The sequence below is a fragment of the Fulvivirga sedimenti genome, from assembly GCF_020328055.1.
In genome coordinates this window covers 524828-549847 of record NZ_JAIXNE010000003.1, presented here as the reverse complement: position 1 = coordinate 549847, position 25020 = coordinate 524828, and the positions used below count along the sequence as shown (strand labels likewise).

The following is a 25020-nucleotide window of genomic DNA, read 5'->3' as shown; positions in this document are numbered from 1 at the left end:
ATGAAAGGATATTTTTTACGCTATCCGCAAGTATTGCGATTATTTATAGCCCTATCATTTCTGCTCGCACCGTTGTATTCGGTGCAGGCGCAATGTCCTGTAAATGATATTACGGTAAACCTGACGGATGTTACCTGTAATGGCTTTGATGATGGAACACTTGAAATTGTTCTTAACAATCCGAACGGATACACCGGGCTGTACAATTATATTATAGTCGGAATTCCATTGAGCGGTGATGCAGTGATTCAGAACCAGGTTGCTAATACGCCCAGTATCACATTCACCAATTTGCCGGCGGCCGACTATTCAATTTTTATAACCTTTCCATCTGATCCGAGCTGTACGGGTTTCAGTAATTCCGGCCCTTTTCAAATATTTCAGCCAACCCCGCTTGTAGCAGGACTGGACAACGTAACTCCCGCATGTTCACCCGGAACAGGAGCCATCGACATTTCAGTTTCAGGCGGAAATGGCAATTATTCATACGCGTGGTCTGGCCCTACAAATCCCGGGAATGTTCAGGATCCTGTTAACCTTGATGCTGGGGATTACAGTGTGACAATAACAGATGATAAAGGTTGTACTATTGATATCATCGATATTTTTGTGCCAATTATTACTGCTGCTGATGCCGGTCCGGATCAGGTGGTTTGTGATAATAGTGCTGTCCTGGCAGGTAATGTATACCGGAATCCAGGTGAAATAGGCAGCTGGAGTGTGGTATCAGGAACGGGAACATTTGCAGATCCCAATGATCCGAATTCAGCCGTTAGCGGCTTATCGGAAGGCGATAATATTTTTGAATGGTTCATCACCGACGATGGTGGAATTTGCCCCGGAACAACGGATCAGGTGACCATTACCTGGAATAACCTTCAACTGGTATCTCCCGGAGACATTTTACTGAATTGTAATGCAGTAGCGGATGGTGCCGGAACATTTACGGTAACCGGCGGAAATGGTCCGTTCAATTTTACTGTCGATCAGAATACTGCAGGCGCAACGATTACGCCGAATGCGGCATCACTGGATTTTTCAGCGGCAGGTCCGGGTGTAATAGAAATTAGCGTAACCGATGCGGACGGCTGTGCGCAGTCCCAGCTAATCAATATCACCGAGCCCCCGGCGATTGTTATAGATACTTTTTCCTCAACCGATGCAACCTGTAATGCCGGAAATGACGGTACAATTACCGTTGCAGCTTCAGGGGGGACCGGTGCAATTGTCTATACCCTGCAGCCCGGTGGAATCTCCAATGGCACCGGGGTATTTACTGGTCTTGCCGCAGGGGATTACACGGTAGATGTATCAGATGCCAATGCCTGTGGTCCGTTCGCCACTCCTACGATCACCATCACTGAACCAACAGCCATCACGATTGATAATGTGGCTTCAACGAATGTTACCTGCAACAGCGGAGCAGATGGCTCCATAACTGTGGTGGCTTCCGGGGGTACAGCTCCGTTAAGCTATACATTGCAGCCATTAAATATTACCAATGCTACGGGTATATTTCCAGGTCTTGCCGCTGGCGTATACACAGTAGAAGTGGATGATGCAACGGCCTGCGGACCGGTTACGACAGCTGCAATCAACATTACTGAGCCTGCATTGCCGGTTATTGATAATATTACAGCAACCGACGTTACCTGTGCTACTTCAACGGACGGTACAATCAGCGTTGCCGTTAGCGGTGGAGTAACACCCTATACATTCACATTGAATCCGGGTGCTGTTTCAAACAATACCGGGGTTTTCAATAACCTTGCTCCAGGAACCTATAACATCGATATTACGGAGGCAAATGGTTGTGGTCCGATCAATACTGGTGACATCATAATTTCTGCGCCTCCTGCAATTGTAATTGACAATACCAGCTTTACAGACCCTCTTTGTAACGCCGCTGCTGATGGAAACATTACGGTTGCCGCATCGGGCGGTACGGGTACAATTACCTACACGATACAACCTGCCGGGGTTTCGAATACGACGGGTGTATTCGATAACCTCGTGGCAGGTGATTACACAGTTGAGATAACGGATGATAACGGATGCGGACCTGAGGTAACAGGGACCATAACACTTACTGATCCGGCAGCTATTGTCATTGATAATGTAGTCACAGTGGATGCTACCTGTGGCGGCGGAAATGACGGAAGCATAGCTGTTACAGCTTCAGGTGGTACTGGCGCACTTACCTATACCCTCCAGCCCGGTGCAATTTCGAATGCGACGGGAATATTTGCAGGTCTTGTTTCAGGTACCTACACGGTTGAAATTACGGATGCTAATGCTTGCGGTCCGGTAACAACGGCAGATTTGATCATTGGAGAACCTTCCATTAACCTTCCTGTAACGAATCCTACGATTTGTGATCCTGCACTTTCAGATGTGATAATCACTGTTAGCGGAACTACAGCAGGCCTGACCTATGAATTACAGACCCAGTCAGGAGCTTCTCTTACGCCTCCGGTTACCGCTGTGAGTACAGGTGGAGACCTTGATCTTGTTATCCTTCAGGCAAACGCCCCCGCAGTAACTACCACCTACCGTGTTGTAGCCCAGATAGTAGGGTGTGGTGAGATAATCAACGCAAATGAACCGGTGGTAACGGTTAGTCCACAGCCGGACATTTCACTTGCAGTATCCGATGCTGCATCCTGTAACCCTTCTTCCGATCCGGTTACGATCACCATTTCAGGTTCGGAAAACGGCGTCACGTACGAACTTCAGGATCTGGGAGGAAACCCGCTCACTCCACCGGTAACAGTGGCCGGAAACGGAGGGAATGTAGATCTTATTATTCCTTCTGCACAGGCACCAGCTGTTAATACAACATATCAAATTGCTGCTTTGAATGGAGCAGGGTGTTCGGCAATTCTTACCGATCAGCCCACCGTTAGTGTTTCAGATGCACCAACCGCAATATTCCAGGGTGATATAACAGCTTGTGAAGGTTCACCGGCCGACCTTGGTGTTGACCTAACTGGAGTTGGGCCATGGGATCTCACTTACAGCGATGGTGTAGCTGAGACAACAGTTAATGTTGCTGCATCTCCGTTTATTTTCCAGGTGAATCCAGGGACAACTACTACCTACGATCTTGTCCGCGTTACTGACCTGGGTACAGGATGTACAACCGATCCACTCGGAAGCAGCGCTACTGTAACGGTGCAGCCGATCGTTGGAGACCAGGTGAGTTTTGGCTCTGGAGACTGGATTGGATATGTATATGAAGACGGTCCGACAGGTCCTCCATATCCCGGCCGTGTAGACTTTGATCCCGCGAAATACAAGGGATTCATTAATCAGCCTGAAAATTTTGACTTAAATCTGGGGAATAATCTTACACCCCTTAGCGGACCTGATTTATGCGGGGTGTATGATGATAATTTCAGCATTCGTTTTAAGCTGAGAAAGAATTTTGCGCCAGGAACGTACCAGATCACAGTAGGAGGGGACGATGGTTTCAGACTGTCCCTCGACGGCGGTGCTACTTTTATTATTGATGAATTTATTCTACAAACCTATACTACCCGAACGATCAATATCTGTTTGGATGGATCGACTGATCTTGTGTTAGAATATTTCGAGAATGATGGCGAGGCAAGGGTTTCTTTTAATGCATCTCTGATTTCACCTGCGAATGACGTATCTGTAACTATCGCTGCAGACCAGCTGCCCGCGTGTATTGGTACACCCACTACATTTACTGCAACACCGGTAGATGCAGGAACCAACCCAACTTATCAGTGGCAGGTGAATGGCGTAAGTGTTCCGGGTGCGACTTCACCTAACTTTACGACAACACTGCTGAATGACGGTGATATCGTAAGAGCCATCGTGACGGCAGATCCGACGATTACCTGTGTGATCAACAATCCGGCCACTTCAAACGAGATTACTTATAATTCAACCAATGCATTAACCGCGGATGTTACGATAAGTGCCGATCAGAACCCTGTTTGTATCGGAACAGATGTCACTTTCACGGCGGTAACAACGAATGCAGGGGCACTTCCAACATATCAGTGGCAGGTTAACGGAGTAGATGTGCCAGGTGAAACATCAGAAACCTTCACAACATCGTCTTTGAATGACGGTGATCTGGTGCGTGTTACGATCGGTACAGATCCTGCACTTACCTGTGTGACCAATATTACAGCTCAGTCGAATGAGATAGCCATTAATATTGTGAGTGATCTCACAGCAACAGCAAGCATAATAAGCTCAGCGAACCCCGCATGTATAGGTGAAGATGTTATCTTCCAGTCAACTGTTACGGATGCAGGTGCGAACCCTACGTATCAATGGCAGGTAAATGGTGTTGATGTTGCAGGTGCAATAGCTCCCACGTTTACTTCAAACTCACTCAATGACGGAGATATCGTGCGCCTGGTTGTTTCGGCAGACCCATTAGCTACCTGTGTGAATAACAGTCCCGTAACATCAAATGAGATAACCCAGCAGGTTCAGGCTGGTACACCAATGACTGTCAATGTAACGGCAGATAATACCAGTATCTGTGCCGGCGAAGATGTCACCTTCGATGCTGCGGTTACTGATGGAGGAGCGAATCCTACCTATCAATGGCAATTAAATGGTCTGGATATTTCTGCTGCCACCAGTTCTACATATGTAGCAACCGGCTTGCTGAACGGAGACCAGATTACGGTAGTAGTGACTGCCGATCCTTCTGCAGGTTGCGTTCCCAACAGTCCGTTTACCTCAGCCCCTGTAACCATTCTGGTACAGGATGCGGTTACTCCTGTAGCAGATATTACTGTTGATCAGAACCCTGTGTGTATTGGTGATCTGGCAACATTTACTGTTAACATTTCAGACGCTGGTGCTTCTCCTGCTATTCAATGGCAGGTGAATGGTACTGATGCAGCGGGTGAGACAGGTACAACATTCACTTCCGCCGGTTTGAATGACGGTGATGTGATCAGAGCGGTTGTAACAGCAGATCCTGCGTTAACATGTGCAACTGTTACAACAGTAATCAGTAATGAAATTACCCTTTCTACGGTTTCAGATCTTACTGCTTCGGTATCGATCGATGCTGATCAGGATCCTGTTTGTGTCGGCGATGCTGTAACATTCACTGCTACAGCGCAGAATGCCGGTGCTAATCCAACATTCCAGTGGCAGGTGAATGGTGCTGATGTGGCAGGTGAGACGAATATCACATTCACTTCATCCACACTGGCCGACGGGGATAATGTTACAGTTGTTCTTACAGCAGATCCTGCAGCAACATGTGTGAATAATCCTGTGATTACTTCGTCACCGTATACCATCAATGTTGTTAATTCGCTAAATCCTTCTGTTTCGGTTGTCGCTAACAATACAACCATCTGCTCAGGTAACCCTGTTCAGTTTACCGCTTCGGTAACAGAAGCTGGATTGAACCCGACTTACCAATGGCAGATTAACGGAGCTCCGGTTGCAGGTGCCAATTCAGATGTCTTTACTACGAATACATTGGCGGATGGAGACCAGGTGAATGTTATAGTGAATCCTGATCCTGCAGCATCCTGTGCGCCTGCAGGTCCGGTTTCTTCGAATGTTGTAAATATTTCTGTTCGTCCGCCAACCGACCCGGCTTGTACCGGTGGAGCAGGTTGTGGAGCATTCATAGTACAGGTGACACCTGTAAGGCCTCCGTGTAATCTTCCTGATGAAGGATCCCTGAGTTTCCTCATAACGGGAGGATCTGGAAGCTATACTGTGGTGTTGTCTGGAAGCAACGGATTTAACCAGGGTGAAATTGGAGCATCCGGTATTCCGGTCCTTTTCGAAGATCTTTCGGCAGATGATTACCAGTATACCATTACAGATACCAATGGCAATACCTGTACACTGCCATTCACACTTGAGAATGAGACAATTCTCGAGGCAGCTGTAATTGACGTTGTTGACAGTGAATGTTTTAATGAACCAGACGGACAGGCAACAATAGAGATTCTTAGCGGTGGAAATGCACCATACGAATATTCACTGGATGGAGTCCTCTGGAATCAGGCGCTTACTTCGGTATTTACCGTTACCAATTTATCAGCGGCGGATTCACCAATTGGTATTCTGATCCGTGATGATGCCTCGGATGTTTGTCCGGAAGAGGTATTTGTAACCATCAATAATTTGTACCCGGAAATTGTAACGCCAGTGGCGTCAACACCGGTAACTTCTTGTGACGGCAATGAAGGCACTATTACAGTTACCTTCCCGCCGATGGGTGGTAATTCGCCTAATAACCTTTGGCAGATCTCCGTCGTGCCTGGAAATGGTCCGGCAGGAGACTTTAAGCCATTCACTGCCGAGGAGTTAGTGACTGATCTTACCGCTGGAGCTTATTCGGTGTTCATTCAGGATGAGGGCGGATGTATCAAGCGTATACCTGTCACTGTAGGTTCGCCTAACCAGGTGGATCTTGTGGCCAATGTAATCCAGGCAGATTGTTCAAATGACGGCCGAAGCGGAGGTTTACAGATTCAGGTAAATAATACGATTGATGTACCAGGTCCTTACCGACTAACCATTGAGGCCCTGGATGGAGCACAGGCGGGCCAGGTAATTTACGAGGATCTGACCTACAATGGCGGTTATATTGAATTTGATACGCTGATCTCCGCCGCATATTTGGTGGTTGTGATTCCAACAAATCCAAATTTCTGCCCGGTTGAACTGGAAAGAACGATCAGCGGAGGACCGCAGCCTGTATTCTTTGATTTTGCGCTGACCTGTTCAGGCGGTACGAATTTGAAACAGCTGTTGCTCACCGATATTCAGGGTGATCCGAATACCGCCTATACGTTACGTGTATTTGATAATCTGTCATCGCAGCTGGTAGAGGAAATTACCTTTAATCTGAATATTGGAAACCAATATTTGATCGAGAATTATTTCTTCCTGACAACCAACAAGGAATATAAATTGAGACTTGTTCAAAGTCCGGCAATATGTGCGGGTCAGGAAATCCGCTATGATCATCCCGAGAACCTGCTGATCCCGGCACCATTGATGGCGCAGATCGGAGTAACGACAAAATCGCTTCCCGACAGGGCAACAGGTACCATGCAGATAATCAATTTTATAGGTGGGTATCAGCCGGTTGATAATGACTTCCCTTACCTGATTGCCATAGAGCTTGATTCAGCGGCAGTGCCGGGACAATCGTTCTCTACTGATTTTGATACTGTACGTCTCAATAGCAATCTTGATTTTGAGAAGCTTTATGAGGATATACCTGCCGGGCGTTATCGCGTATTTGTTGCGGATCAGCAGGGCTGTTCCATTGAATTGGTGGCCCGGGTGCCGTTGGATACAGACATCTTTATTCCGAATATTTTTACGCCGAACGGAGATGGTGATAACCAGACATTCTTCATCCGAAATAAGCCGGATAATGATGTGAAGCTGATTATTACGAACCGTTGGGGTAAACGTGTTTTCAGTTCAGACAATTACCAGAATAACTGGGACGGTGGTGATCTGCCGGATGGTGTTTATTTCTACCATATCATGGTAGATGGAGAAGAGTATAAGGGTTGGGTTGAGATTTTACGGAATATAGCCCCTTAAATTTTCGATCCCGGGCTTAAAGGCTCATCAAAAATTCCATCGTATCCACATTATCAGCATAATCCCATAATTCGGGCAGCTGTGCTTTACCAAAAGGCACAGCTCCCGTAATTAAACGGGTCTTTTCAGCCTCTACGATACACTGGATCTTATCACGCTGCTGACCCAGCATTTCTTCGAGTTCCCGGGGTGTTGCATAGGTTTCAAAGAACAGAACCCCAACCGGTGAGACCAGCTGTGAGGTCGACTGCAACAGCAGAAAGCCGTTATCCAGATGCGGTTCGCCGTTTACCAGCAATACAGACTTATTGAAGTCGTAGTTGTTATTGTATTTATGCTGGTGAATTACATTGGCATATTGCTGAATCCCTTCAAAGAAGGGTGTAAAATCAAATTTTTCGGGGACATAAAGCTTTGATACATTTCTGCAACCCAGTCCGAAATATGTAAATATATCCGACCCCAGTCGCTTAAAGTCTTCAGCATCTTCCGATCCTGTGAGAACGGCAACAGACGTTCTGTTTTTCCGGATTATGTTAGGATATTTCCCGAAGTAATATTCAAAGTACCTGGCTGAATTATCACTCCCAGTGGCAATGATCGCGTCCACATCGTTCAGTCTTTCCTGAAGGATAATCCTTTCACCAATTTTCGGACTTACTTCGGATATCTGGCCGATCATGAACTGCATGAGCACATTGTCCTTTGAACTCATTTTAACGACTGCATAATTACCACTCGCAAGAACGCATAACAAGTCGTGAAAGCCGACCAGCGGAATATTGCCAGCCAGGATGAGCCCGATCCTGGATGGTTTGCTTACGGTATCATATCCGGAGAGCCACTGGGTGAGAGAAGGTTCATTCAACATGGAGGTAATGCCTGTAAAAGCAAATTCCACATTCTCCCTGGTAAACCATGGGTTTTCATTGGAGGCCCTCAGGGCAAGGGTATCCATTTCTTCTTCTGATAAATCTTTCAGTTTATGCTGAAGATTCGATATTGCCTGAATGAATTCCTTCTGAAAAATGTTAATTCCCATAGAAAGCGTAACCAATGGATGGTTTATTTTGTTTGAGACCACGAAGATACTTTCTATTTTTGTAACAGTTAAATTTAGATAAGACTTAAGTAGCTGACATATGGCAATAATGATAACAGATGAATGCATCAATTGTGGTGCATGCGAACCGGAATGTCCGAATACCGCCATTTATGAAGGTGGCATGGAATGGACATGGGGTGGTGGAACAGACCTGGACAATGTTGAAATGGAAGACGGAACACTGGTGGCGGCTGATGCGCCTCAGGACCCCGTATCAGATGAATTCTACTACATTGTTCCAAGTAAGTGTACAGAATGCATAGGCTTCCACGAAGAGCCGCAGTGTGCCGCGGTTTGTCCGGTGGATTGCTGTATTCCTGATCCTGATTATGAGGAGACGGAAGAAGAGTTACTGGCAAAAAAGGAGTGGATGCACCTCTAACGCATTTTAGAGCGCTTCACCAGGTACGAATAAAGGACGTCATTGAAATCATTGTGAATATCCATCGGGATAAAATCAATTTTCAACTGTCCGCATTTTAATTTCAATTCTTTATAGAAACGGTCTATCTGTTCACGATAGGCCGTTTTTACATCTGCCGGGTTCAGTTTCATTTTCTCACCCGATTCAAGATCAATAAATTCATAGGGCCGGTCATCAAAGGCAAATTCAAATTCTGTTTTCTTATCGGTGATATGAAATAACAGTACTTCATGCTGGTTGTGCTTGAGATGCTGCAGGCCCTTGAAAATTTCATTTGTATCCTGGCTGTCGAACATGTCACTGAAAAGTATAATCAGGGATCTTCTGGGGTTCATTTCAGCGATTTCATGCAGAATGGTGGCTACAGAAGTTTTTGATTCAACCTTTTCATCATCCGCCAGCTGCTGAAGCTGTATAAACAGCTTATTAAGATGTGTCGAGGTAGAACGAATTTGCGAAGTATATTCTATTTTATCGGAAAATGTAGCCAGACCTACAGCATCGCGCTGTCGCTGGAGCATGAATGCAAGCGCCGCGGCACTCAACAGACTGTACATTAGCTTACCGCGCGTTTCGCTGGGATAATACATGGAGGATGAAACATCAATGACAAGCTGGCATCGCAGGTTCGTTTCTTCTTCATATCGCTTGGTATAAAGCCGTTCGGTCTTGGCATATACTTTCCAGTCGATATGTCGCGTACTTTCTCCGGTATTATACAGCTTATGTTCTGCAAACTCCACGGAAAAGCCGTGATAGGGTGATTTATGCAGGCCGGTAATGAATCCATCGACGAGCTGACGCGCGAGGAAGTCTATATTCCCAAGTTCTTTGATCCTGTCGAGTGGAAGTTTCATGTACGGATGTTACGCGAATGTTATTAAATTGATCTACCCTGAATATTACTGAAATTTATGGATAAATCGCAAAATGCTGTTTGCATCGAATACTTTTATTATACTATATTAGGACTTGATTTGTTCAAAAAATACGATAGTATAAACTAAATAACCTGGATTGTGGAAGAGAACAATACGAATGAAAGAGAAGAAATATTTTCGGAAAGGGTGCGTGCCGGTAAACGGACTTATTTCTTTGATGTTAAGGCGACACGTTCTAATGACTATTATTTAACTATTACCGAAAGCAAGCGCAGATACAAGGATGATGGCTTTACGTATGAGAAGCATAAAATTTTCCTGTACAAGGAAGATTTCAACAAGTTCGTAGAGGCACTGCATAATACTGTAAATCATGTGAAGGATGAACTGTTGCCGGAGGTGGACTTTTCACAGTATGATCGCCTGAGTGATGAGGACGGTGATTATGAGAGCAATAATTCCAATGGCAGCGGGCTCGATAGTGAGCTCAAATGGGATTGATTATACTCATTGTTAACAGAGGTGCCTCGGAGAGATTCGGGGCTTTTTTTTATTAAGAAGATGTGATGAGGAGAAAGCCAATTCTATACCTGGCTGTACTGGTGCTGGCATTGCTTTTCCTGGGCTGGCTCTTTACGGATATATTTATTTATATCCTTATTTCAGTAGTCCTGGCAGCGATATTGCGCCCCCTTACCAACCTAATAACGCGAATTCATGTCTTCAAGCAGCGTATCCCGCGATTTCTGGCGGTGATCATGTCCTTCGCGGCACTTATACTTTTCATTTCAGCATTTGTTGTGCTGTTTATACCCCTGATCTCCGAACAAATCCAGGTGATTGGAAGAATTAATTACGAAGAGCTTTATGAGCGCGCCACGGTTCCCCTGCAGGACCTTGAGGATTTCATGATTGTTAATAACCTCACCGGGGACGAACCTGGTTTTCTGGTGGATGTGCTGAGACAGAAACTTATCAGCTTTATCTCTACGATACGCATCAGCAACATTCTGAATGAGTTACTTTCATTCACGGGTAATTTCTTTGTGGGTGTCCTTGCAGTTTCATTTATCACATTTTTCTTCCTTTATGAGATGGGATATTTGCGTAAACAGCTGATCTCCCTGATCCCCAATAAATATTTTGAAGTGACGATCGCGGCCTTTAACAAGATTGAGAGGTTGCTGTCCAATTACCTCGTCGGACTGCTGATTCAAATGTTTTCTGTTTTTAGCATCGCAGCCATCGGTCTGTCCATCCTCGGGATTAAATATGCACTTACCATCGCGTTGTTTGCGGCCGTGGCAAACCTGATTCCTTATCTGGGTCCGATTTTGGGGGCTACTTTTGGAATCATTGTGGGGGTTTCCACCGGGGCCAATATTGTTACCCAACAGGATTTTCTTTTGCTGGTGATTAAGATCGCCTCGGTCTTTGCAATCGTTCAGCTAATTGATAATATCGTATTGCAGCCGCTCATTTTCTCAAAAAGTGTGAAAGCGCATCCTTTGGAAATTTTTATAATTATATTTGCAGGCGCTTCGCTGGCCGGGATCCCGGGAATGATTGTTGCAATACCCGTTTACACGGTTTTGCGAGTGTCGTTGGGTGAATTATACACCGGCTACCGAAGTTATAAGGTATTTCGAACACAAAGCTTGCAACCATGGCACTCAAATGCGGGATCGTTGGACTTCCGAACGTAGGAAAATCCACACTTTTTAATGCGATTTCTAATAATAAAGCTGAAGCGGCAAATTTTCCGTTTTGTACAATTGAACCGAATGTAGGAGTTATAACGGTTCCGGATGAACGTCTTAATATTCTGAAGGACCTTGTTAGTCCACAGCGGGTAATGCCCACCACCATTGAATTTGTGGATATTGCCGGCCTGGTAAAGGGTGCCAGCAAGGGGGAGGGTCTTGGTAATCAATTCCTTGCCAATATCAGGGAAGTGGATGCGATAGCGCATGTGGTACGTTGTTTCAACGATGATAATATTGTGCATGTTGATGGCAAGGTAGATCCGATTACCGATAAAGAGGTAATAGATACCGAGCTTCAGTTGAAGGATCTGGAATCTGTTGACAAGAAGATTCAGCGTCTCGAAAAGGTTGCAAAGAGTGGTGATGCGGCAGCGAAAAAAGACCTCGCCGTACTCCAAAAATTCAAGGCTCATCTGGAATCCGGGAAAAATGCCCGGTCACTGGTGGTTACCGAAGAGGAGAAAAAGTCCATATATGACATACACCTTCTAACAGTGAAGCCTGTAATTTATGTGGCGAATGTGGAAGAAGGTGCTTTGCCGGAAGGCAATGAGCACAGTGATCGCCTGCGGGAAGCGGTAAAGGATGAGGAAGCAGAGGTGATTGTGATATCAGCATCCATTGAGGCACAAATTGCTGAACTGGAAGATCCTGACGAGCGGAGTTTGTTTTTAGAAGAGTATGGGTTGAAAGAATCCGGACTGAATAAGCTGATCAAGGCGGCATATCATATATTGAACCTTATCACATATTTTACCGCCGGCGAGAAGGAAGTTCGTGCCTGGACCATCAAGAGAGGATGGAAGGCCCCTCAGGCAGCTGGAGTGATCCATACCGATTTTGAAAAGGGCTTCATCCGTGCAGAGGTTATCAAATTGGATGACTACGAAAAATACAGGACTGAAAATGCCTGTAAAGAGGCGGGGAAGATGGCAGTGGAAGGAAAAGATTATATCGTTAAAGACGGGGATATCATGCATTTTCGCTTTAACGTTTAAAATTGAAACATTTTATTACATGAATTTTTACATTTAAGCTTTTAATACTATTTTTAGAAGCTATAATAGCATTTTTTAATCGCTTGGAAGATCCAACGATTTTTGAATAGACCATGAAATTCGTAAGGCATTGAGGCTATACTCTACTATATCCTGTGCCCTGATTTTTTAAAAAAACGAAGACAAATTGAGAGTCAGGATCATTTTTCTACTTAAGAACAGAGGAAGTCATATTCCCTTTCATCATCAATATTTGCTAGCTCAGATGATTAAGGGAGTCCTTATGAAGGGCAGCGACGAGAAGTATATAAACTATTCGTTTTATAATTTTTCGGGGTTGAAGGGACAGACGAAGATCAGCCGTAAGGGGCTGCATTATTATTCATCACGCGTTACGTTGGTGCTTTCTTCACCCAGCAAGGACTTTATCGATTACTTTCTGGCGAACCTTTTCGATTTTCCCAAAGTGGAGCTTGGTGCCCTGGCACTTCAGCCGGAATTTGTTGAATTGGAGGAAGCTGTTGAAATGGGCGAATATGGAAAGTTTATTTGTATTTCCCCGCTTGTTCTCATGAACTCAAGTTTCAACGACAGTACCGCAAAACGCTTTATTCCGCCGGAAACGGATTCGTTTTCCGACCTGCTGTACGAATCCACGATTCAGCGTATGGCCAGTACAGGAGACTTTACCGACGAGCAGATCGCCAGCTTCTATAAATTTCAGCTGATCCCCGATAAAAATTATATCGCCCGGTTAACGGCTCAGCAAAAGAAGTATGCGCGGATTTATCCGGTCTTTGATCAGGATGTGAAATATGAAGTGAGGGGCTATACCTTTCCGTTCACATTATACGCGGCTCCCGAAGTATTGGATTTCGTCTTTAACTGCGGGTTGGGTCAATTCACCCACAAAGGTTTCGGGATGCTGGATGTAGCTAATTCTGATCCCAACAGCCGTGTGCTGAAATACGAATTTAACGCAACCGTTCATTAAGTGTAATGTGGCGATAGCCAACAAGCTGGTCGCCACGCATTTCTAACGGTGTGTAGTACACGAGGATTTCATATTCATTTTCAGTTTCAAAATGATTGCCTTCCAGGTAATTCATCGGGAGTGTGTCATTTTTGATGATATACTGATAATCATACCAGCCTTGTTTTAATATTTGCCTGCCTGTATATATGCCGCGCGACCTGTCGTACTGCATTTTATTCTCAGGGATATAATGATAGTTGTTCATCCTGCCAACCACATAGACGTCTCCCGGCAACGGATCACTTTCCAGGGTAAATACGGTTTCCACATAATCAGATTCTACCACTCCATTGCCTGTATCCATATTTGAGACAATGAAATTGCCATTCAGATCATTGAGCAGCGAATAAACTTCGAATATACGGGGCTTGTCCTTTCCTAAAACAACCTGGGTCGGTCGCTTTGAAAGATCTGTATAAGCAACATTTTGCCCTGGAGATCTCAGGGACCGCATGTCAAAAAAGCGAAATTCATTACCACCGGTGAAGTAATCCTTCTCGGCGAAAAACCGATATTCCAGCATCTTGTCAATTTCTCTAAAAAAAGTAGGCTTGGTGACACGGATAACATTATCCCAGCGCTGATTCTGTCGCAGTACAATCGTTATTTGCTCCATCGGATTTTGGATTGGGAAATCCTGATAGTTGATGGCAAAGTCAAGCTGTTGATTCATCCGGCTCAATGATGTTATATTATTAAGACCGGTGCTCAAAAGGACATTCACCCGGTTCTCAAACACCATGAAACGCTTTGTAAGGATGATATCCTTTGGGTTATTCTCCCGGTAGGCGACAAGGAGATAATTTCCCGGAATTTTTACACGTGGAACCTGAAACCTGTAATGAATGTATGCGAGCTTGGTGTCGATCGAAAATTCATAGGAGTTAACATTGAATTCATTGTAATCAAATAAATAATCAAGCGCCCTGAGTCCGGAAGGTTTCCAGTCGCTGTTGCAATGAATGATCCGCACCATATAGTCTTCCGGCGAGTCAACCAGGTCGTCAAATTCAAGAACCAGGTTCTGTGTGCCCAAAGGGCTTGCAGGAGGCTGTAACATATCCTGGGGCCGGCCCGTAAACGGATATAACATGACAGTTCTTATTTCTGCCTCGTAGGACCAGTCTTCATACCTGAGCGTTTTGTCGTTCTGGAAAAAGGAAACAAGGCCCAATAGAAGGGTAATCGCAGATGCAATGGGATATGTCATAGTCGTTTTGTGGCAAAATTTTTGCCATGTTTCAATAAATACGAATTTATGAAAATATTTTTACCTGGCTTCCAACCAAACTTCCAGGTTCCGGGTCACTAAGAACAGATACATGGAATCTGAAAAAGCGCTAATCAGAGGTTGTCAACAGGGAGACCGCTTATCCCAGCGTGAGCTCTATGATAGATTTGCCGGGCAAATGCTGGCGATCAGTAAGCGCTATTCCAAATCTGAACTGGAGGCAGAGGACATTCTTCAGGAATCATTTATTAAGATATTCAGAAACATCTCAAATTTCAGGGAGGAATCGAGTCTTTATTTCTGGATTAAACGCATCGTCGTTAATACTGCACTGAACAGCCAGCGAAGCAAGTTATACTCTTTCCCTATGTCGGACGTCTATGAACTGCCTTTGCATGTAGGGGAGAAATTCACATTGGCCGATTTCCATTTTGAGGAGTTGCTCCAAATGGTGAGGGAGCTGCCCGATGGTTGTCAGACCATTTTCAACCTGTTCGCCATTGAAGGCTACACGCACAGGGATATCGCCGGGATGCTGGGCATCAGCGAAGGAACCTCAAAGTCGCAGTATGCAAGGGCCAGAAGCCTGTTACAAGAAAAAATATTGAAAGAAAAAGGAGTAACCTATGGAAGCTCAGAATAATAATAATTTTGAAAGAGCCTGGCAACAGGCTATGAAAGGTGCAGAGGTTGAGCCCCGGCCCGAAATTTGGGAAGAGATTGAGGCAAGACTCGATGCAAGTGGCCGGAATGGTAAACGGATGTGGCTCTTGCCAATCGCTATCGCAGCTTCTGTGCTCTTTGCCATGACCACTGCAGGCGTATACTATTCAGCCTTCAGGGATGAGTTGCCATCCTCATCAATAACTGCCAAATTAGGATCACCAGCGGAGAATAGTGTAGAGAAGCAAGCATCCGATATTACCGCAAATTCAATGGAAGGAGGATCAATTGATGCCTCTGAAGCCTATGCCAATTCATATGATTTATTGTCAGGTATTCAACCTGATGCTGCAGGAGATTTACAGGATCAGCCAGAAACAACCGACGTTTTAAAAGACGTGGCACCAGGTGAATGGTTCGTTTTTGAAGCACCGTTGCTGGCAGGTCTGTACCCGTTTAATACTTTATCTATTGATCGGCCTGCTGAGGCTGTATTTCATCGGATTCCGGTACTGCCCGGGCCTAAAGATTTGAAAAGCGATCAACTTTGGGCCGGATTGAATCTGTCGGGCGGGTCGGTTACTTCAACTGCGGGTTCGGTATCATCGCTGCAGGTGGCCGATTTTGAAAATAATTCCGGAAGTATAATGGTGGGTCGTACCGAAACGAATACGACAGGGACATTAATGAACGTCGGACTTGGATTAGGTAAGAGAATCAGCCGCCGATGGGTAATCCAGGGAGGGCTGAATTACAGTCAGCGAACCGCAGGTGGTACTTCCAACCTGGTTTCAGGACCGGAGAACCAGCAATCTGTAGCGCTCGATGTACGACAATATCAGGGAAATGCCCAGCTGAGTGTTACTCAGCCATATGATGTTGAGCATAGGATAGGGTATGTTTCGATACCCGTTCAGGTAGGCTATGTTCTACTCGACAAAAAAGTGGATGTTACCCTCCTGGGAGGAATGTCTAATGATATTCTCATGCAACACCGGGTTTCAGATTCAGAAGGAAACCTTGGATCAACCAACCTTGATGAGGATTCCAATTTTAAGAAATATGCAGTTAGTGCCCTGGTTAGCGCTGAAGTAAGTTATCCTCTCGGAAGGCATTATACGGTGAGTGCCTACCCACAAATTCGCCAGTACCTGTCGGCCGTTCAGAAGGATGTAAACGACAGTCCGCCGGTATCTCTCGAAATGGGATTTCGCCTCAGCTACGTATTTTAGGAGGTTTGTTCCAGCTCATCGATTTTTCCTGCCACGTCTTCCCATTGGTCCTGGAGCGAATTAACCTTTGATTTCAACTTTTCATAGGTTACGGTTGCTTTAGACAACGCATCCGGATCAGCGTAAACTTCAGGCTTTGCCATATGCGTCTCACTCATTTCGATTTCAGACTCAATTTCGGCAATTTCATCTTCAATACCCGACAGCTTTTCCTGCAGTTTTTTCAGTTCCTTCTGATCCTCCGGCTCCCTGTGGCGTTCTTTTTTTACGGGCTCCTTTTTTACGACATTTTCTGCCGGTTCCGTCTGTTCCGACATTTTAATTTCATTGCGCCAGTATAGATATTCCTGATAGGTACCCGGGTATTCCTTAATTTCCTCGTCCTCGATGTACCAGATCTTATTGGCTACCTCAGAAATAAAATGACGGTTGTGACTTACCACGACAAAGGTTCCCTGGTACTGCTGAAGAGCCTGGATCAGGATATTCTCACTAATGAAATCCAGGTGGTTGGTAGGTTCATCCAGCAGTAAAAAATTAGCTTCAGAAATCAGCGTTTTTGCCAGTGCCACACGTGATTTCTCACCTCCGGAGAGCACTTTGATCTTTTTGAAAACATCGTCATCACTGAAAAGGAAACAGCCCAGTATCTGACGCAGTTCCAACTCTGTTTTATCACTCCCGGCCTGTTTCAATTCCTCAAGGATCTCATTATTCACATGAAGCGCTTCGAGCTGGTGCTGGGCATAGAAACCCTCAATAACATTGTAACCTTCCTCACGCTCTCCTTCAATCATTTCCGTACCGGATATGATGCGCAGCAGGGTAGACTTACCTTTTCCGTTCGCTCCGATAAGCGCAATTTTATCTCCACGTTCAATAATCGCCGACGTATTTTTAAGAATAGACAGGTCTCCGTATGCCTTGGATATATTATGCAGCCGCATGACATATCTGCCCGACTTTTGCTTGAACTTGAACTTGAAATTTACCGCCGCAGTATCATCGATCACATCTTCCACACGATCCATTCGTTCCAGTGCCTTCACGCGTGATTGAACCTGACGTGCCTTGGTGGATTTTGCGCGGAATCGCTCAATAAATCGTTCGGTCTGTTTGATCTTCTGCTGCTGATTTTCAAAAGCATTTTTCTGAATTTCAGACCGCAATTCCTTTTCAGACATGTAGAAATCATAATTGCCCTCATAGCTGATCAACTGCTCCTGGGAAACTTCCACAATTCTGCTTACCGTATTGTTGAGAAACTGGCGGTCGTGGGAAACAATGATCACAGCGCCTTCGTAATTGCGGATATAATTCTCAACCCATTCAATAGATGGCAGATCCAGGTGGTTGGTGGGCTCATCGAGCATTAAAAGAGAAGGTTTTTCCAGCAGGAGTTTAGCCAGCATGACACGCATTCTCCAGCCCCCGGAGAATTGCTTCAGCGGACGGTGCAGATCTTCGGTTCTGAAACCGATCCCTTCAAGTATCTCCTCTGCCTTGGCTTGCATTGAATATCCTTCGAGGCGTTCAAACTTTTCCTGAAGCTTTGTGAGCTTGTCAATCAACTCGTCAGAATATTCGGTCTCCAGTTTCTTTAATATCTTTTCTATCCGGCGCTGCGTATCGACTGCTTCTCCAAAAGCGGTCATGGCAACCGTAAGAATACTATCGTCGGTGAGATAGGAGAGAAGATCCTGGTTCAGAAAACCTACGGTACATTCATTACTCTTTGAAATTTCTCCTTCATCCGCCTGATAATCGCCATTGATCAATTTAAGCAGGGTTGATTTTCCCTTCCCGTTCAGACCAATCAGTCCGATCTTGTCCTTGGGCTTAATGTGCAGGGCGGCGTTCTGATACAATGCCCTTCCGCCGATGAAGTAGCTCAGATTATTTATTGCAAGCATGCTGCAAAGGTAGCAATCCATTAGAAATGACCTTACACAGCATGGCAGATCAGTGAAAAAAACTTAGATTCGTACAAATGAAATTTAAAATGAAAAGATATTATATATTCCTTCTCTCAGTCCTTATTGTAGCTTGTAAACCTGAAACCGAAGAAGTGGATGCGCCCGCGCCGCCGTTACCGGAAGAAGCGCTTGCTGCCTTGAATCTTCCTGATGGTTTTGAAATACATACCTACGCCAACGTTGAAAACGCGCGTTCGCTTGCGCTGAGTCCGTCGGGAACAGTTTATGTGGGCAACCGTAGTGGAGACAAAGTATATGCAGTTCAGGATACTGACGGAGATTTTGTAGGTGACATTACTTATGTGATAGACAGCGGGCTTGTACTTCCTAACGGTGTCGCATTCAGGGATGGGGATCTGTATGTAGCAGAGGTGAACAGAATTCTGAAATATTCAGACATTGAAAGTAACCTGGCATCCCCTCCGGATCCGGAAGTGATTTATGATGAATTCCCGACTGAAAAGCATCATGGCTGGAAATACATTGCCTTCGACAACGATGGCAAGCTCTACGTTCCGGTAGGAGCACCCTGTAATATCTGTAATCCGGATGATGAGATCTTTGCATCCATCACACGTATGAATCCTGATGGTACAGGCCTTGAAGTCTTTGCGCATGGCGTTCGAAATTCAGTAGGTTTCGACTGGAACCCTGAAACGGGAGATCTCTGGTTCACCGATAATGGCCGCGATAACCTGGGAGACAGTATTCCCCCTTGTGAAATGAACCGGGTTACAGAAGCAGGCCAGCATTTCGGTTATCCGTTCTGTCATGGCGGATATCTTTCCGATCCTGAATTCGGAGAATTAGGAAATTGCGATGACTTTGTCGCTCCACAGGTTCGTTTTGAGGCACATACCGCACCACTGGGTATGAAATTTTACCGCGGAAATATGTTTCCGGCTGATTTCAAGGGTGATATTATCGTTGCGCAACATGGGTCATGGAACCGCTCCAAGAAGATCGGCTACAGACTGATGCGCGTTTCTGTTGAAAATGGTGAAGCTACAGGCCACAGTGTTTTTATTGACGGATGGCTCAACGACGACACGCAGGAATCCTGGGGCAGACCAGTTGATGTTCTTGAAATGCCGGATGGGTCCCTGCTGGTATCCGATGATCAGGCCGGAAAGATTTACCGGATCACTTACAACGGCTAATCGTTTTTCTGCGGAATATAAAGTCCGTCGAATGAAGAACTCCAGGACTTTCCTTTGTCCAGGGAGGTTTCAATCAGTTGACGGACATTCCCATTTTCCAGCAGAGTGAATGTCATCCTGTTGGTGATCTCCACGCCGCTGGCATTGATCATCTGACCGGTAAATTCAAGTACCCCTTCTGATTTTCCGGTCTCGTAATAGTTGGTTATATCGCCGCCACTGCCAACCCAGTGCTGGTGCCACCGTTTTTCCAGCGGATCATAGAAATTGATGCTTTGCCCGGTATAATCCCGCGGAAAAGTAGTATAGTTTTCGTGGATGGCGCACCCGCCGTTGGCGCGGGTAATCTGGTTTTCCCCAACCTTGGCCCCATTCAGGTGAACATCCCAGGATCCGATCCAGAAATCGAACTGACGAGCTTCAGGTTGACTCAGGCACGGATAGGTATTAAGTTCTACTTTTTCAAGTAACTGTTGCCAGTCCGGGTGAGAATGCAGTGTTGTGAACAAAGGGTCCTGGGTGAGCCGGATATAATTCCTCATGCCGGCAGCAGCTCCTTCATTCAGGGCTTTCATGGCTTCCCGATTATTTTGCTGGTGAAGATAATTTTGAGCTATCTGGAAGGCTGTCGCAGAGACTGGAAAATTATGGGCTGCAGCCTTCTTGTAATACATTTCTGCGTTGCTCCATTGCTGAAGTCCGGAATATGCCCGGCCTAATCTGAACATTGCCATAGAATCCCCCGGGTGGTTTTCCAGATAGGACAAATATAATTTTTCTGCCTTTTCAAATTCATTGTTCCGGAGATATTGGTCGGCTTCAGGAGTTTGATTAAATGCTGCTGTAGTTATCAGGCAAAATATCAGAGTCAGTAATGTTTTCATGGCTGTACACGTTTAGCCACAATTAACATAATTAAGTATTGATCAAAGTCTGAAATTATAAAAATATACTATTTACTGAATGCCACATTCGACCTGCTTCGGAATTGCATGGGAGATTCACCTGTCACCTTCTTGAAATGTTTGTAGAATGACGACTTGTTGTTGAAGCCCGCGGCATATCCGATTTCGGTCGTTGACATATGCGAAGCCTCAAGACTTCGCAATAAACGCCGTGCTTCCTGAACCCGGTATCCGTTGATAAGATCGGCAAAGTTCTTACCGCCGCTGTTAATCAATTCCGAAATCTGGTGTATTGAGAATCCGGTCGCTTCACTCAATGACTGTAATCGTAATTCATTATCCAGGTATAGTTTTTCTTCTTCAATGCGCTCAATAAGGATATTGCGCATTTTAAGCTGAAGGTCATCCCGGATATCTTCCTTCTCCTTTCCGAAGAGAACCAGGTATGCACTTCCGTACATGAATATGGCCCCTGTGAGCGATACAAAATAATCCCGAAGTGGGGTAAGAATATTCGTCCATACCAGGATATAATAGGTGAGGTGTGCCAGGGTAAAACCGAGGAAGAGCCATGAGATCCTTCGGCTAATGTTGGTGCTAGCATTCAAAGTTGCGGCTGTTGCATAGGTAAGCAGGAATACACACTGAATTATGGCCTGAAGCTGAAATGTCCAGGAAGGAAATGACAATAACAGCGTAAGGAGATAAAAGGACATGAATAAAGGAAATATCAATAAATGACGCCAAAGGACGATGGTCCTGATTTGCCGGTACATGAGCGGCGCAATGAGATAGGGAAGTCCCATCATAATTCCCATCCAGCGAGGCATGTTCTGGATGTTGCCAGACCAGAATATGACGTAGTAAAAAAGCAGGAAGGAAAAAAATAATATCGAAAGGGAAAAATATCTGAATTTCGGCTTTTGCTTATAGATCAGTCCGGAGAGTAATAATCCTTGTCCTGCAATAACAAGAAATAAAACTGTCCAGAAGTTCCAGCCGGCATCCATATCTTGGTTTACGGAAAATCCTTCAGGAGGATTTGAATTTTTGTCGGCCAGTTAAGAGTTCAAAGAATAGTTTAAAATCTGAAGCAAGACTGAATAGGGGATATCTGAAGGTAGCGGGCTTATTCTTTTCAAAAAAGAAATGTCCAACCCAGGCAAACCCGTAACCGACGACTGGAATTGCCAGCAGCAACCAGCCGTTACCATAATAGATTGCCATAATCAGTAATACAAATACCAGCAACGTGCCTGTAAAGTGAAGGATGCGCGATGTTGTATGCGTATGTTCTGTAAGGTAATAGGGGTAGAACTCCCGGAAAGAATTGAATCGGTCTTCCATGCAGAATTTAGTGATCAAGAAATTGTATTGGGATGGCTACCATGGTCCGATCCCACATGAGACGCATTTCCGCTTTCTCGTTGTTTTGCTCGAACGCAATTGTAAATGGTTCCCATACGACATTCTCAAGGGCTTGAACCGGAACATTGAATCGAAGCACATCGGAGGCTTCATTATAATTATAACTTCCCCATTGCCCCAGTTCACTGTTCAGAATAATGGTCCATTCCTTTTCACCTGGTATGCTGAATAAAGAATAAGTTCCGGCTTTGAGCCTGTTTCCATTGATTTCAATGTCTTCTGTAACAGTAAGCTCTGTTGCCTCGTTCGCTCCGGTTCTCCAGACTTCTCCGTATGGAACCAGCTCCCCAAATACGGCGCGGTCACGTTTATGAGGCTGACTGTAAGTCACTTTAAGATACGTGTCTTCATATTTTACCGTAACGATGGCGGTAGGGCTGGGGCGGGGCGCTACGGCTTCCTGGCCCAATACCTGTAGGGTTAAAAAAGACAGAATGACAACTAAAGGCACGATTCTCATAGAGCTTTCTATTTTTATTTGTGGCTAAATATACGCAACTTTCCACACAAATATTATACCTGAAAATCCACCTGTATTCATGAATAAACCCGACTTCGATGATATCTATATGGAGCTTGCTGTGAATCTCGCCAAGCGGTCTCATTGCATCAAACGTCATGTTGGGGCTGTCCTCACAAAAGACACGCGTATTATTTCAATCGGGTATAACGGACCTCCCGCAGGCACTCATAACTGTGATGATGAATGGCCGGAAGCCGGATGTCCGCGTGACAGTAAGGGTGGGTGTTCACTGGCGATCCATGCAGAACAAAATGCCCTCCTGTACGCGGTGAAAAATAAGACGGAAGTTCAGGGAGCAACCTTGTATGTGACACTGGCGCCGTGCCTGGCGTGTGCAAGAATCATTTTCACGATGGGTGTGACCAAGGTGGTATACCTGAACTCATATGCCGAGTATAAGGGAATTGGCAGTGATGAGGGCGTTGACTTTCTGGAAAAATTCGGTGTGGAAACGATTCGTTATGCTGGCAACCTGGATAATGTTACCCATATGATCTGATCATATGATGTTTACCTCAGGCTGCAGCTCGATACCAAACCGTTCCCGAACTGATGCCTGAATTTCAAATGCCAGCTTTTCAATGTCGGCCCCTTTCCCTGACCCGTAATTTACAAGTACAAGTGCCTGGTTTTTATGGACGCCAATGCCATCACGAACAAGCCCTTTCCAGCCACATTTCTCAATTAACCAGGCCGCAGGAACTTTGACCTGATGATCATCTGTCTTGTATCCGGGCAATTCATTAAATTCTTCCTTCAGCCGGTTGAACATTTCAGCCGAAATGGTGGGGTTTTTGAAGAAACTGCCTGAGTTTCCGATTTCTGCCGGATCGGGCAGTTTACTTTTCCGGATTTCAATAACAGCGTTACTAACATCCCGTATGGTTGGGTTAGTGATGCCCTTTTGATGCAGTGTGTCGCCGATGGCACCGTAGGATATGTTCAGTGTATGCGGAAACTTGCGTAACCTGAATGCCACATCGCATATGATATATTTCCCCTTTGCTTCTTTTTTGAAAATACTTTCGCGATATCCAAAATCGCATTCCTCCTTGAAAAAAGTGCGAATTTCACCTGTGGTTAGATCCACAGCCCGAAGGTGATCAAATACCTGTTCAATTTCCACCCCATATGCCCCGATATTTTGCATGGGCGCCGCACCAACCGTTCCCGGTATCAGGGATAAGTTCTCGATGCCACCAAGGTTATTATCGATCGCGTACATGACAAATTCGTGCCAGTTCTCGCCGGCACCGGCGCGTACAATTACATCTTCATCGCTTTCATGAAGCACCTCCTTTCCTGAGATATCCATTTTCAGAACAAGTCCTTCAATATCTCTCGTAAGCAGTATATTGCTTCCGCCACCAAGGATGAAAAGCGGATCCGGATGTAATTGTTTTATCACATCCTGTACATCTTCGATGGAATTGCATCGCACAAATTCCTGTGCAACCGATGGTAGCCCGAACGTATTGAAGCCCTGAAGCGGGAAGTTTTTCTGGATTTGCATTCAGCCGGTAAATTAAAAAATGAATGAAGGCTAAATTTCGGATAAAAATGGAATACTTAATAAAAAAGGGCTGCTAAAAAAGCAGCCCTTTGGATCATTACCTTAATTCAGGTTTCTCTTTCGCCCCATATCTGAGGTACTGGCGGCTATCGTAGAACCATATTCCTCCTGTAGTTCACGGGCTTTGTCGGCGCCCCCGGCGAGTTCATTGAGTGCCTTCTGCCATTTAATGCCATCAGGCGATCTGCGCCATTCCAGGTCAGAAATATCGCTTTCCCAGACAACCATCATATCCCATTCCCCGGTCATCATATTGACTGCCATCATGGGTGTGCGGGTTCCGGATTGCACGGAGGCCTTCATGAAATAGTCCCGGACTATTTCCATGGCCCTTCCCATTTTACCCGGATGGAATTTCATGTAGGTGATCTGGATTAATTTTGAGTCCGGAAATTTTTCCGGCTGCATGTCCTGTGAAAACAGGGGAGATAAACAAAAGCACATCAGTGCCGCAAGCATTACTAGTTTTCTCATAGTTGTATTAGGTTGATTATTGGTTTGGTAGCCAGAATATAGTAATTTTTGGACA

Annotated in this window: 20 protein-coding genes; 10 read left to right on the top strand and 10 right to left on the bottom strand. The window is 45.3% G+C overall.

The window, feature by feature from the left end; genetic code table 11:
• Positions 1-7590, top strand: coding sequence for a T9SS type B sorting domain-containing protein (locus tag LDX50_RS14680; protein WP_225698055.1), 7590 nt, complete (start codon positions 1-3; stop codon positions 7588-7590).
• A 16-nt stretch (positions 7591-7606) separates the two neighbouring features.
• Here LDX50_RS14680 and LDX50_RS14675 read toward each other — a convergent pair whose 3' ends face one another.
• Positions 7607-8632, bottom strand: coding sequence for an acyl-CoA reductase (locus LDX50_RS14675; protein WP_225698054.1), 1026 nt, complete (start codon positions 8630-8632; stop codon positions 7607-7609).
• A 100-nt stretch (positions 8633-8732) separates the two neighbouring features.
• On the opposite strand from LDX50_RS14675, the gene LDX50_RS14670 reads away from it, so the two are divergent.
• Entirely contained in the window at positions 8733-9077 is a 345-nt protein-coding gene (locus LDX50_RS14670) for a 4Fe-4S binding protein (protein WP_225698053.1), read from the top strand.
• Here the strand turns inward: LDX50_RS14670 and LDX50_RS14665 are convergent.
• On the bottom strand, positions 9074-9976 hold the full coding sequence (locus LDX50_RS14665) for a DUF58 domain-containing protein (protein WP_225698052.1): 903 nt from the start codon (positions 9974-9976) through the stop codon (positions 9074-9076). The two genes, LDX50_RS14670 and LDX50_RS14665, sit on opposite strands and share 4 nt — an antisense overlap.
• 162 nt (positions 9977-10138) lie before the next feature.
• Here LDX50_RS14665 and LDX50_RS14660 point away from each other — a divergent pair, with 162 nt between their 5' ends.
• From LDX50_RS14660 to cas6, 4 genes are all read left to right on the top strand, one after another.
• Positions 10139-10501, top strand: coding sequence for a DUF3276 family protein (locus tag LDX50_RS14660; RefSeq protein ID WP_225698051.1), 363 nt, complete (start codon positions 10139-10141; stop codon positions 10499-10501).
• Between the two features lie 65 nt (positions 10502-10566).
• A complete protein-coding gene (locus tag LDX50_RS14655; RefSeq protein WP_225698050.1) occupies positions 10567-11706 on the top strand; it encodes an AI-2E family transporter in 1140 nt (379 codons plus the stop codon).
• Positions 11667-12764: a redox-regulated ATPase YchF gene (gene ychF, locus LDX50_RS14650; protein WP_225698049.1), complete on the top strand. Its 1098-nt coding sequence runs from the start codon at positions 11667-11669 to the stop codon at positions 12762-12764. Before LDX50_RS14655 ends, ychF begins: the two co-directional genes overlap by 40 nt.
• 187 nt (positions 12765-12951) lie before the next feature.
• Positions 12952-13758 (top strand): CRISPR-associated endoribonuclease Cas6, encoded by an 807-nt coding sequence (gene cas6 / locus LDX50_RS14645; RefSeq protein WP_225698048.1) that lies wholly within the window; start codon positions 12952-12954, stop codon positions 13756-13758.
• Here the strand turns inward: cas6 and LDX50_RS14640 are convergent.
• Positions 13739-15010, bottom strand: coding sequence for a type IX secretion system plug protein (locus tag LDX50_RS14640; protein WP_225698047.1), 1272 nt, complete (start codon positions 15008-15010; stop codon positions 13739-13741). The two genes, cas6 and LDX50_RS14640, sit on opposite strands and share 20 nt — an antisense overlap.
• 112 nt (positions 15011-15122) lie before the next feature.
• On the opposite strand from LDX50_RS14640, the gene LDX50_RS14635 reads away from it, so the two are divergent.
• Entirely contained in the window at positions 15123-15674 is a 552-nt protein-coding gene (locus LDX50_RS14635; protein ID WP_225698046.1) for an RNA polymerase sigma factor, read from the top strand.
• Positions 15658-16926 (top strand): outer membrane beta-barrel protein, encoded by a 1269-nt coding sequence (locus tag LDX50_RS14630; RefSeq protein WP_225698045.1) that lies wholly within the window; start codon positions 15658-15660, stop codon positions 16924-16926. Before LDX50_RS14635 ends, LDX50_RS14630 begins: the two co-directional genes overlap by 17 nt.
• On the opposite strand, the gene abc-f is transcribed toward LDX50_RS14630, so the two are convergent.
• Complete coding sequence (gene abc-f / locus LDX50_RS14625) at positions 16923-18839, bottom strand: ribosomal protection-like ABC-F family protein (RefSeq protein ID WP_225698044.1); 1917 nt, start codon at positions 18837-18839, stop codon at positions 16923-16925. The two genes, LDX50_RS14630 and abc-f, sit on opposite strands and share 4 nt — an antisense overlap.
• An 89-nt stretch (positions 18840-18928) precedes the next feature.
• On the opposite strand from abc-f, the gene LDX50_RS14620 reads away from it, so the two are divergent.
• Positions 18929-20062: a PQQ-dependent sugar dehydrogenase gene (locus LDX50_RS14620; protein WP_225698043.1), complete on the top strand. Its 1134-nt coding sequence runs from the start codon at positions 18929-18931 to the stop codon at positions 20060-20062.
• Here LDX50_RS14620 and LDX50_RS14615 read toward each other — a convergent pair.
• The 4 genes from LDX50_RS14615 to LDX50_RS14600 all read right to left on the bottom strand — a co-directional run bounded on the left by LDX50_RS14615 (position 20059) and on the right by LDX50_RS14600 (position 22855).
• Positions 20059-20946 carry a tetratricopeptide repeat protein gene (locus LDX50_RS14615; RefSeq protein ID WP_225698042.1) on the bottom strand — a complete coding sequence of 296 codons (888 nt, stop codon included), beginning with the start codon at positions 20944-20946 and terminating at the stop codon, positions 20059-20061. The genes LDX50_RS14620 and LDX50_RS14615 overlap by 4 nt on opposite strands.
• Before the next feature lie 68 nt (positions 20947-21014).
• Positions 21015-21977, bottom strand: a complete 963-nt coding sequence (locus tag LDX50_RS14610) for an AraC family transcriptional regulator (RefSeq protein ID WP_225698041.1) — start codon at positions 21975-21977, stop codon at positions 21015-21017.
• 22 nt (positions 21978-21999) lie between these two features.
• Entirely contained in the window at positions 22000-22314 is a 315-nt protein-coding gene (locus LDX50_RS14605; RefSeq protein ID WP_225698040.1) for an Mpo1-like protein, read from the bottom strand.
• Positions 22315-22321: 7 nt separating this feature from the next.
• Entirely contained in the window at positions 22322-22855 is a 534-nt protein-coding gene (locus LDX50_RS14600) for a DUF2911 domain-containing protein (RefSeq protein ID WP_225698039.1), read from the bottom strand.
• A gap of 79 nt (positions 22856-22934) precedes the next feature.
• Between LDX50_RS14600 and LDX50_RS14595 the strand changes: the two genes are divergently transcribed.
• A complete protein-coding gene (locus LDX50_RS14595; protein ID WP_225698038.1) occupies positions 22935-23417 on the top strand; it encodes a deoxycytidylate deaminase in 483 nt (160 codons plus the stop codon).
• On the opposite strand, the gene murB is transcribed toward LDX50_RS14595, so the two are convergent.
• Together murB and LDX50_RS14585 are read right to left on the bottom strand one after the other, a co-directional pair.
• A complete protein-coding gene (murB, locus tag LDX50_RS14590; protein WP_225698037.1) occupies positions 23418-24431 on the bottom strand; it encodes a UDP-N-acetylmuramate dehydrogenase in 1014 nt (337 codons plus the stop codon).
• A 102-nt stretch (positions 24432-24533) separates the two neighbouring features.
• Entirely contained in the window at positions 24534-24965 is a 432-nt protein-coding gene (locus tag LDX50_RS14585; protein ID WP_225698036.1) for a hypothetical protein, read from the bottom strand.
• Positions 24966-25020 lie beyond the last annotated feature (55 nt).

What these genes read in the sequence shown, in the direction of transcription:
- abc-f (WP_225698044.1), bottom strand. Translation starts at nt 18,839, where the DNA reads ATGCTTGCAATAAATAATCTGAGCTACTTCATCGGCGGAAGGGCATTG.
- LDX50_RS14605 (WP_225698040.1), bottom strand. Translation starts at nt 22,314, where the DNA reads ATGGAAGACCGATTCAATTCTTTCCGGGAGTTCTACCCCTATTACCTT.
- LDX50_RS14610 (WP_225698041.1), bottom strand. Translation starts at nt 21,977, where the DNA reads ATGGATGCCGGCTGGAACTTCTGGACAGTTTTATTTCTTGTTATTGCA.
- LDX50_RS14615 (WP_225698042.1), bottom strand. Translation starts at nt 20,946, where the DNA reads ATGAAAACATTACTGACTCTGATATTTTGCCTGATAACTACAGCAGCA.
- LDX50_RS14630 (WP_225698045.1), top strand. Translation starts at nt 15,658, where the DNA reads ATGGAAGCTCAGAATAATAATAATTTTGAAAGAGCCTGGCAACAGGCT.
- LDX50_RS14595 (WP_225698038.1), top strand. Translation starts at nt 22,935, where the DNA reads ATGAATAAACCCGACTTCGATGATATCTATATGGAGCTTGCTGTGAAT.
- LDX50_RS14635 (WP_225698046.1), top strand. Translation starts at nt 15,123, where the DNA reads ATGGAATCTGAAAAAGCGCTAATCAGAGGTTGTCAACAGGGAGACCGC.
- LDX50_RS14600 (WP_225698039.1), bottom strand. Translation starts at nt 22,855, where the DNA reads ATGAGAATCGTGCCTTTAGTTGTCATTCTGTCTTTTTTAACCCTACAG.
- LDX50_RS14675 (WP_225698054.1), bottom strand. Translation starts at nt 8,632, where the DNA reads ATGGGAATTAACATTTTTCAGAAGGAATTCATTCAGGCAATATCGAAT.
- LDX50_RS14665 (WP_225698052.1), bottom strand. Translation starts at nt 9,976, where the DNA reads ATGAAACTTCCACTCGACAGGATCAAAGAACTTGGGAATATAGACTTC.
- murB (WP_225698037.1), bottom strand. Translation starts at nt 24,431, where the DNA reads ATGCAAATCCAGAAAAACTTCCCGCTTCAGGGCTTCAATACGTTCGGG.
- LDX50_RS14680 (WP_225698055.1), top strand. Translation starts at nt 1, where the DNA reads ATGAAAGGATATTTTTTACGCTATCCGCAAGTATTGCGATTATTTATA.
- LDX50_RS14620 (WP_225698043.1), top strand. Translation starts at nt 18,929, where the DNA reads ATGAAAAGATATTATATATTCCTTCTCTCAGTCCTTATTGTAGCTTGT.
- LDX50_RS14655 (WP_225698050.1), top strand. Translation starts at nt 10,567, where the DNA reads ATGAGGAGAAAGCCAATTCTATACCTGGCTGTACTGGTGCTGGCATTG.
- LDX50_RS14585 (WP_225698036.1), bottom strand. Translation starts at nt 24,965, where the DNA reads ATGAGAAAACTAGTAATGCTTGCGGCACTGATGTGCTTTTGTTTATCT.
- LDX50_RS14670 (WP_225698053.1), top strand. Translation starts at nt 8,733, where the DNA reads ATGGCAATAATGATAACAGATGAATGCATCAATTGTGGTGCATGCGAA.
- LDX50_RS14640 (WP_225698047.1), bottom strand. Translation starts at nt 15,010, where the DNA reads ATGACATATCCCATTGCATCTGCGATTACCCTTCTATTGGGCCTTGTT.
- ychF (WP_225698049.1), top strand. Translation starts at nt 11,667, where the DNA reads ATGGCACTCAAATGCGGGATCGTTGGACTTCCGAACGTAGGAAAATCC.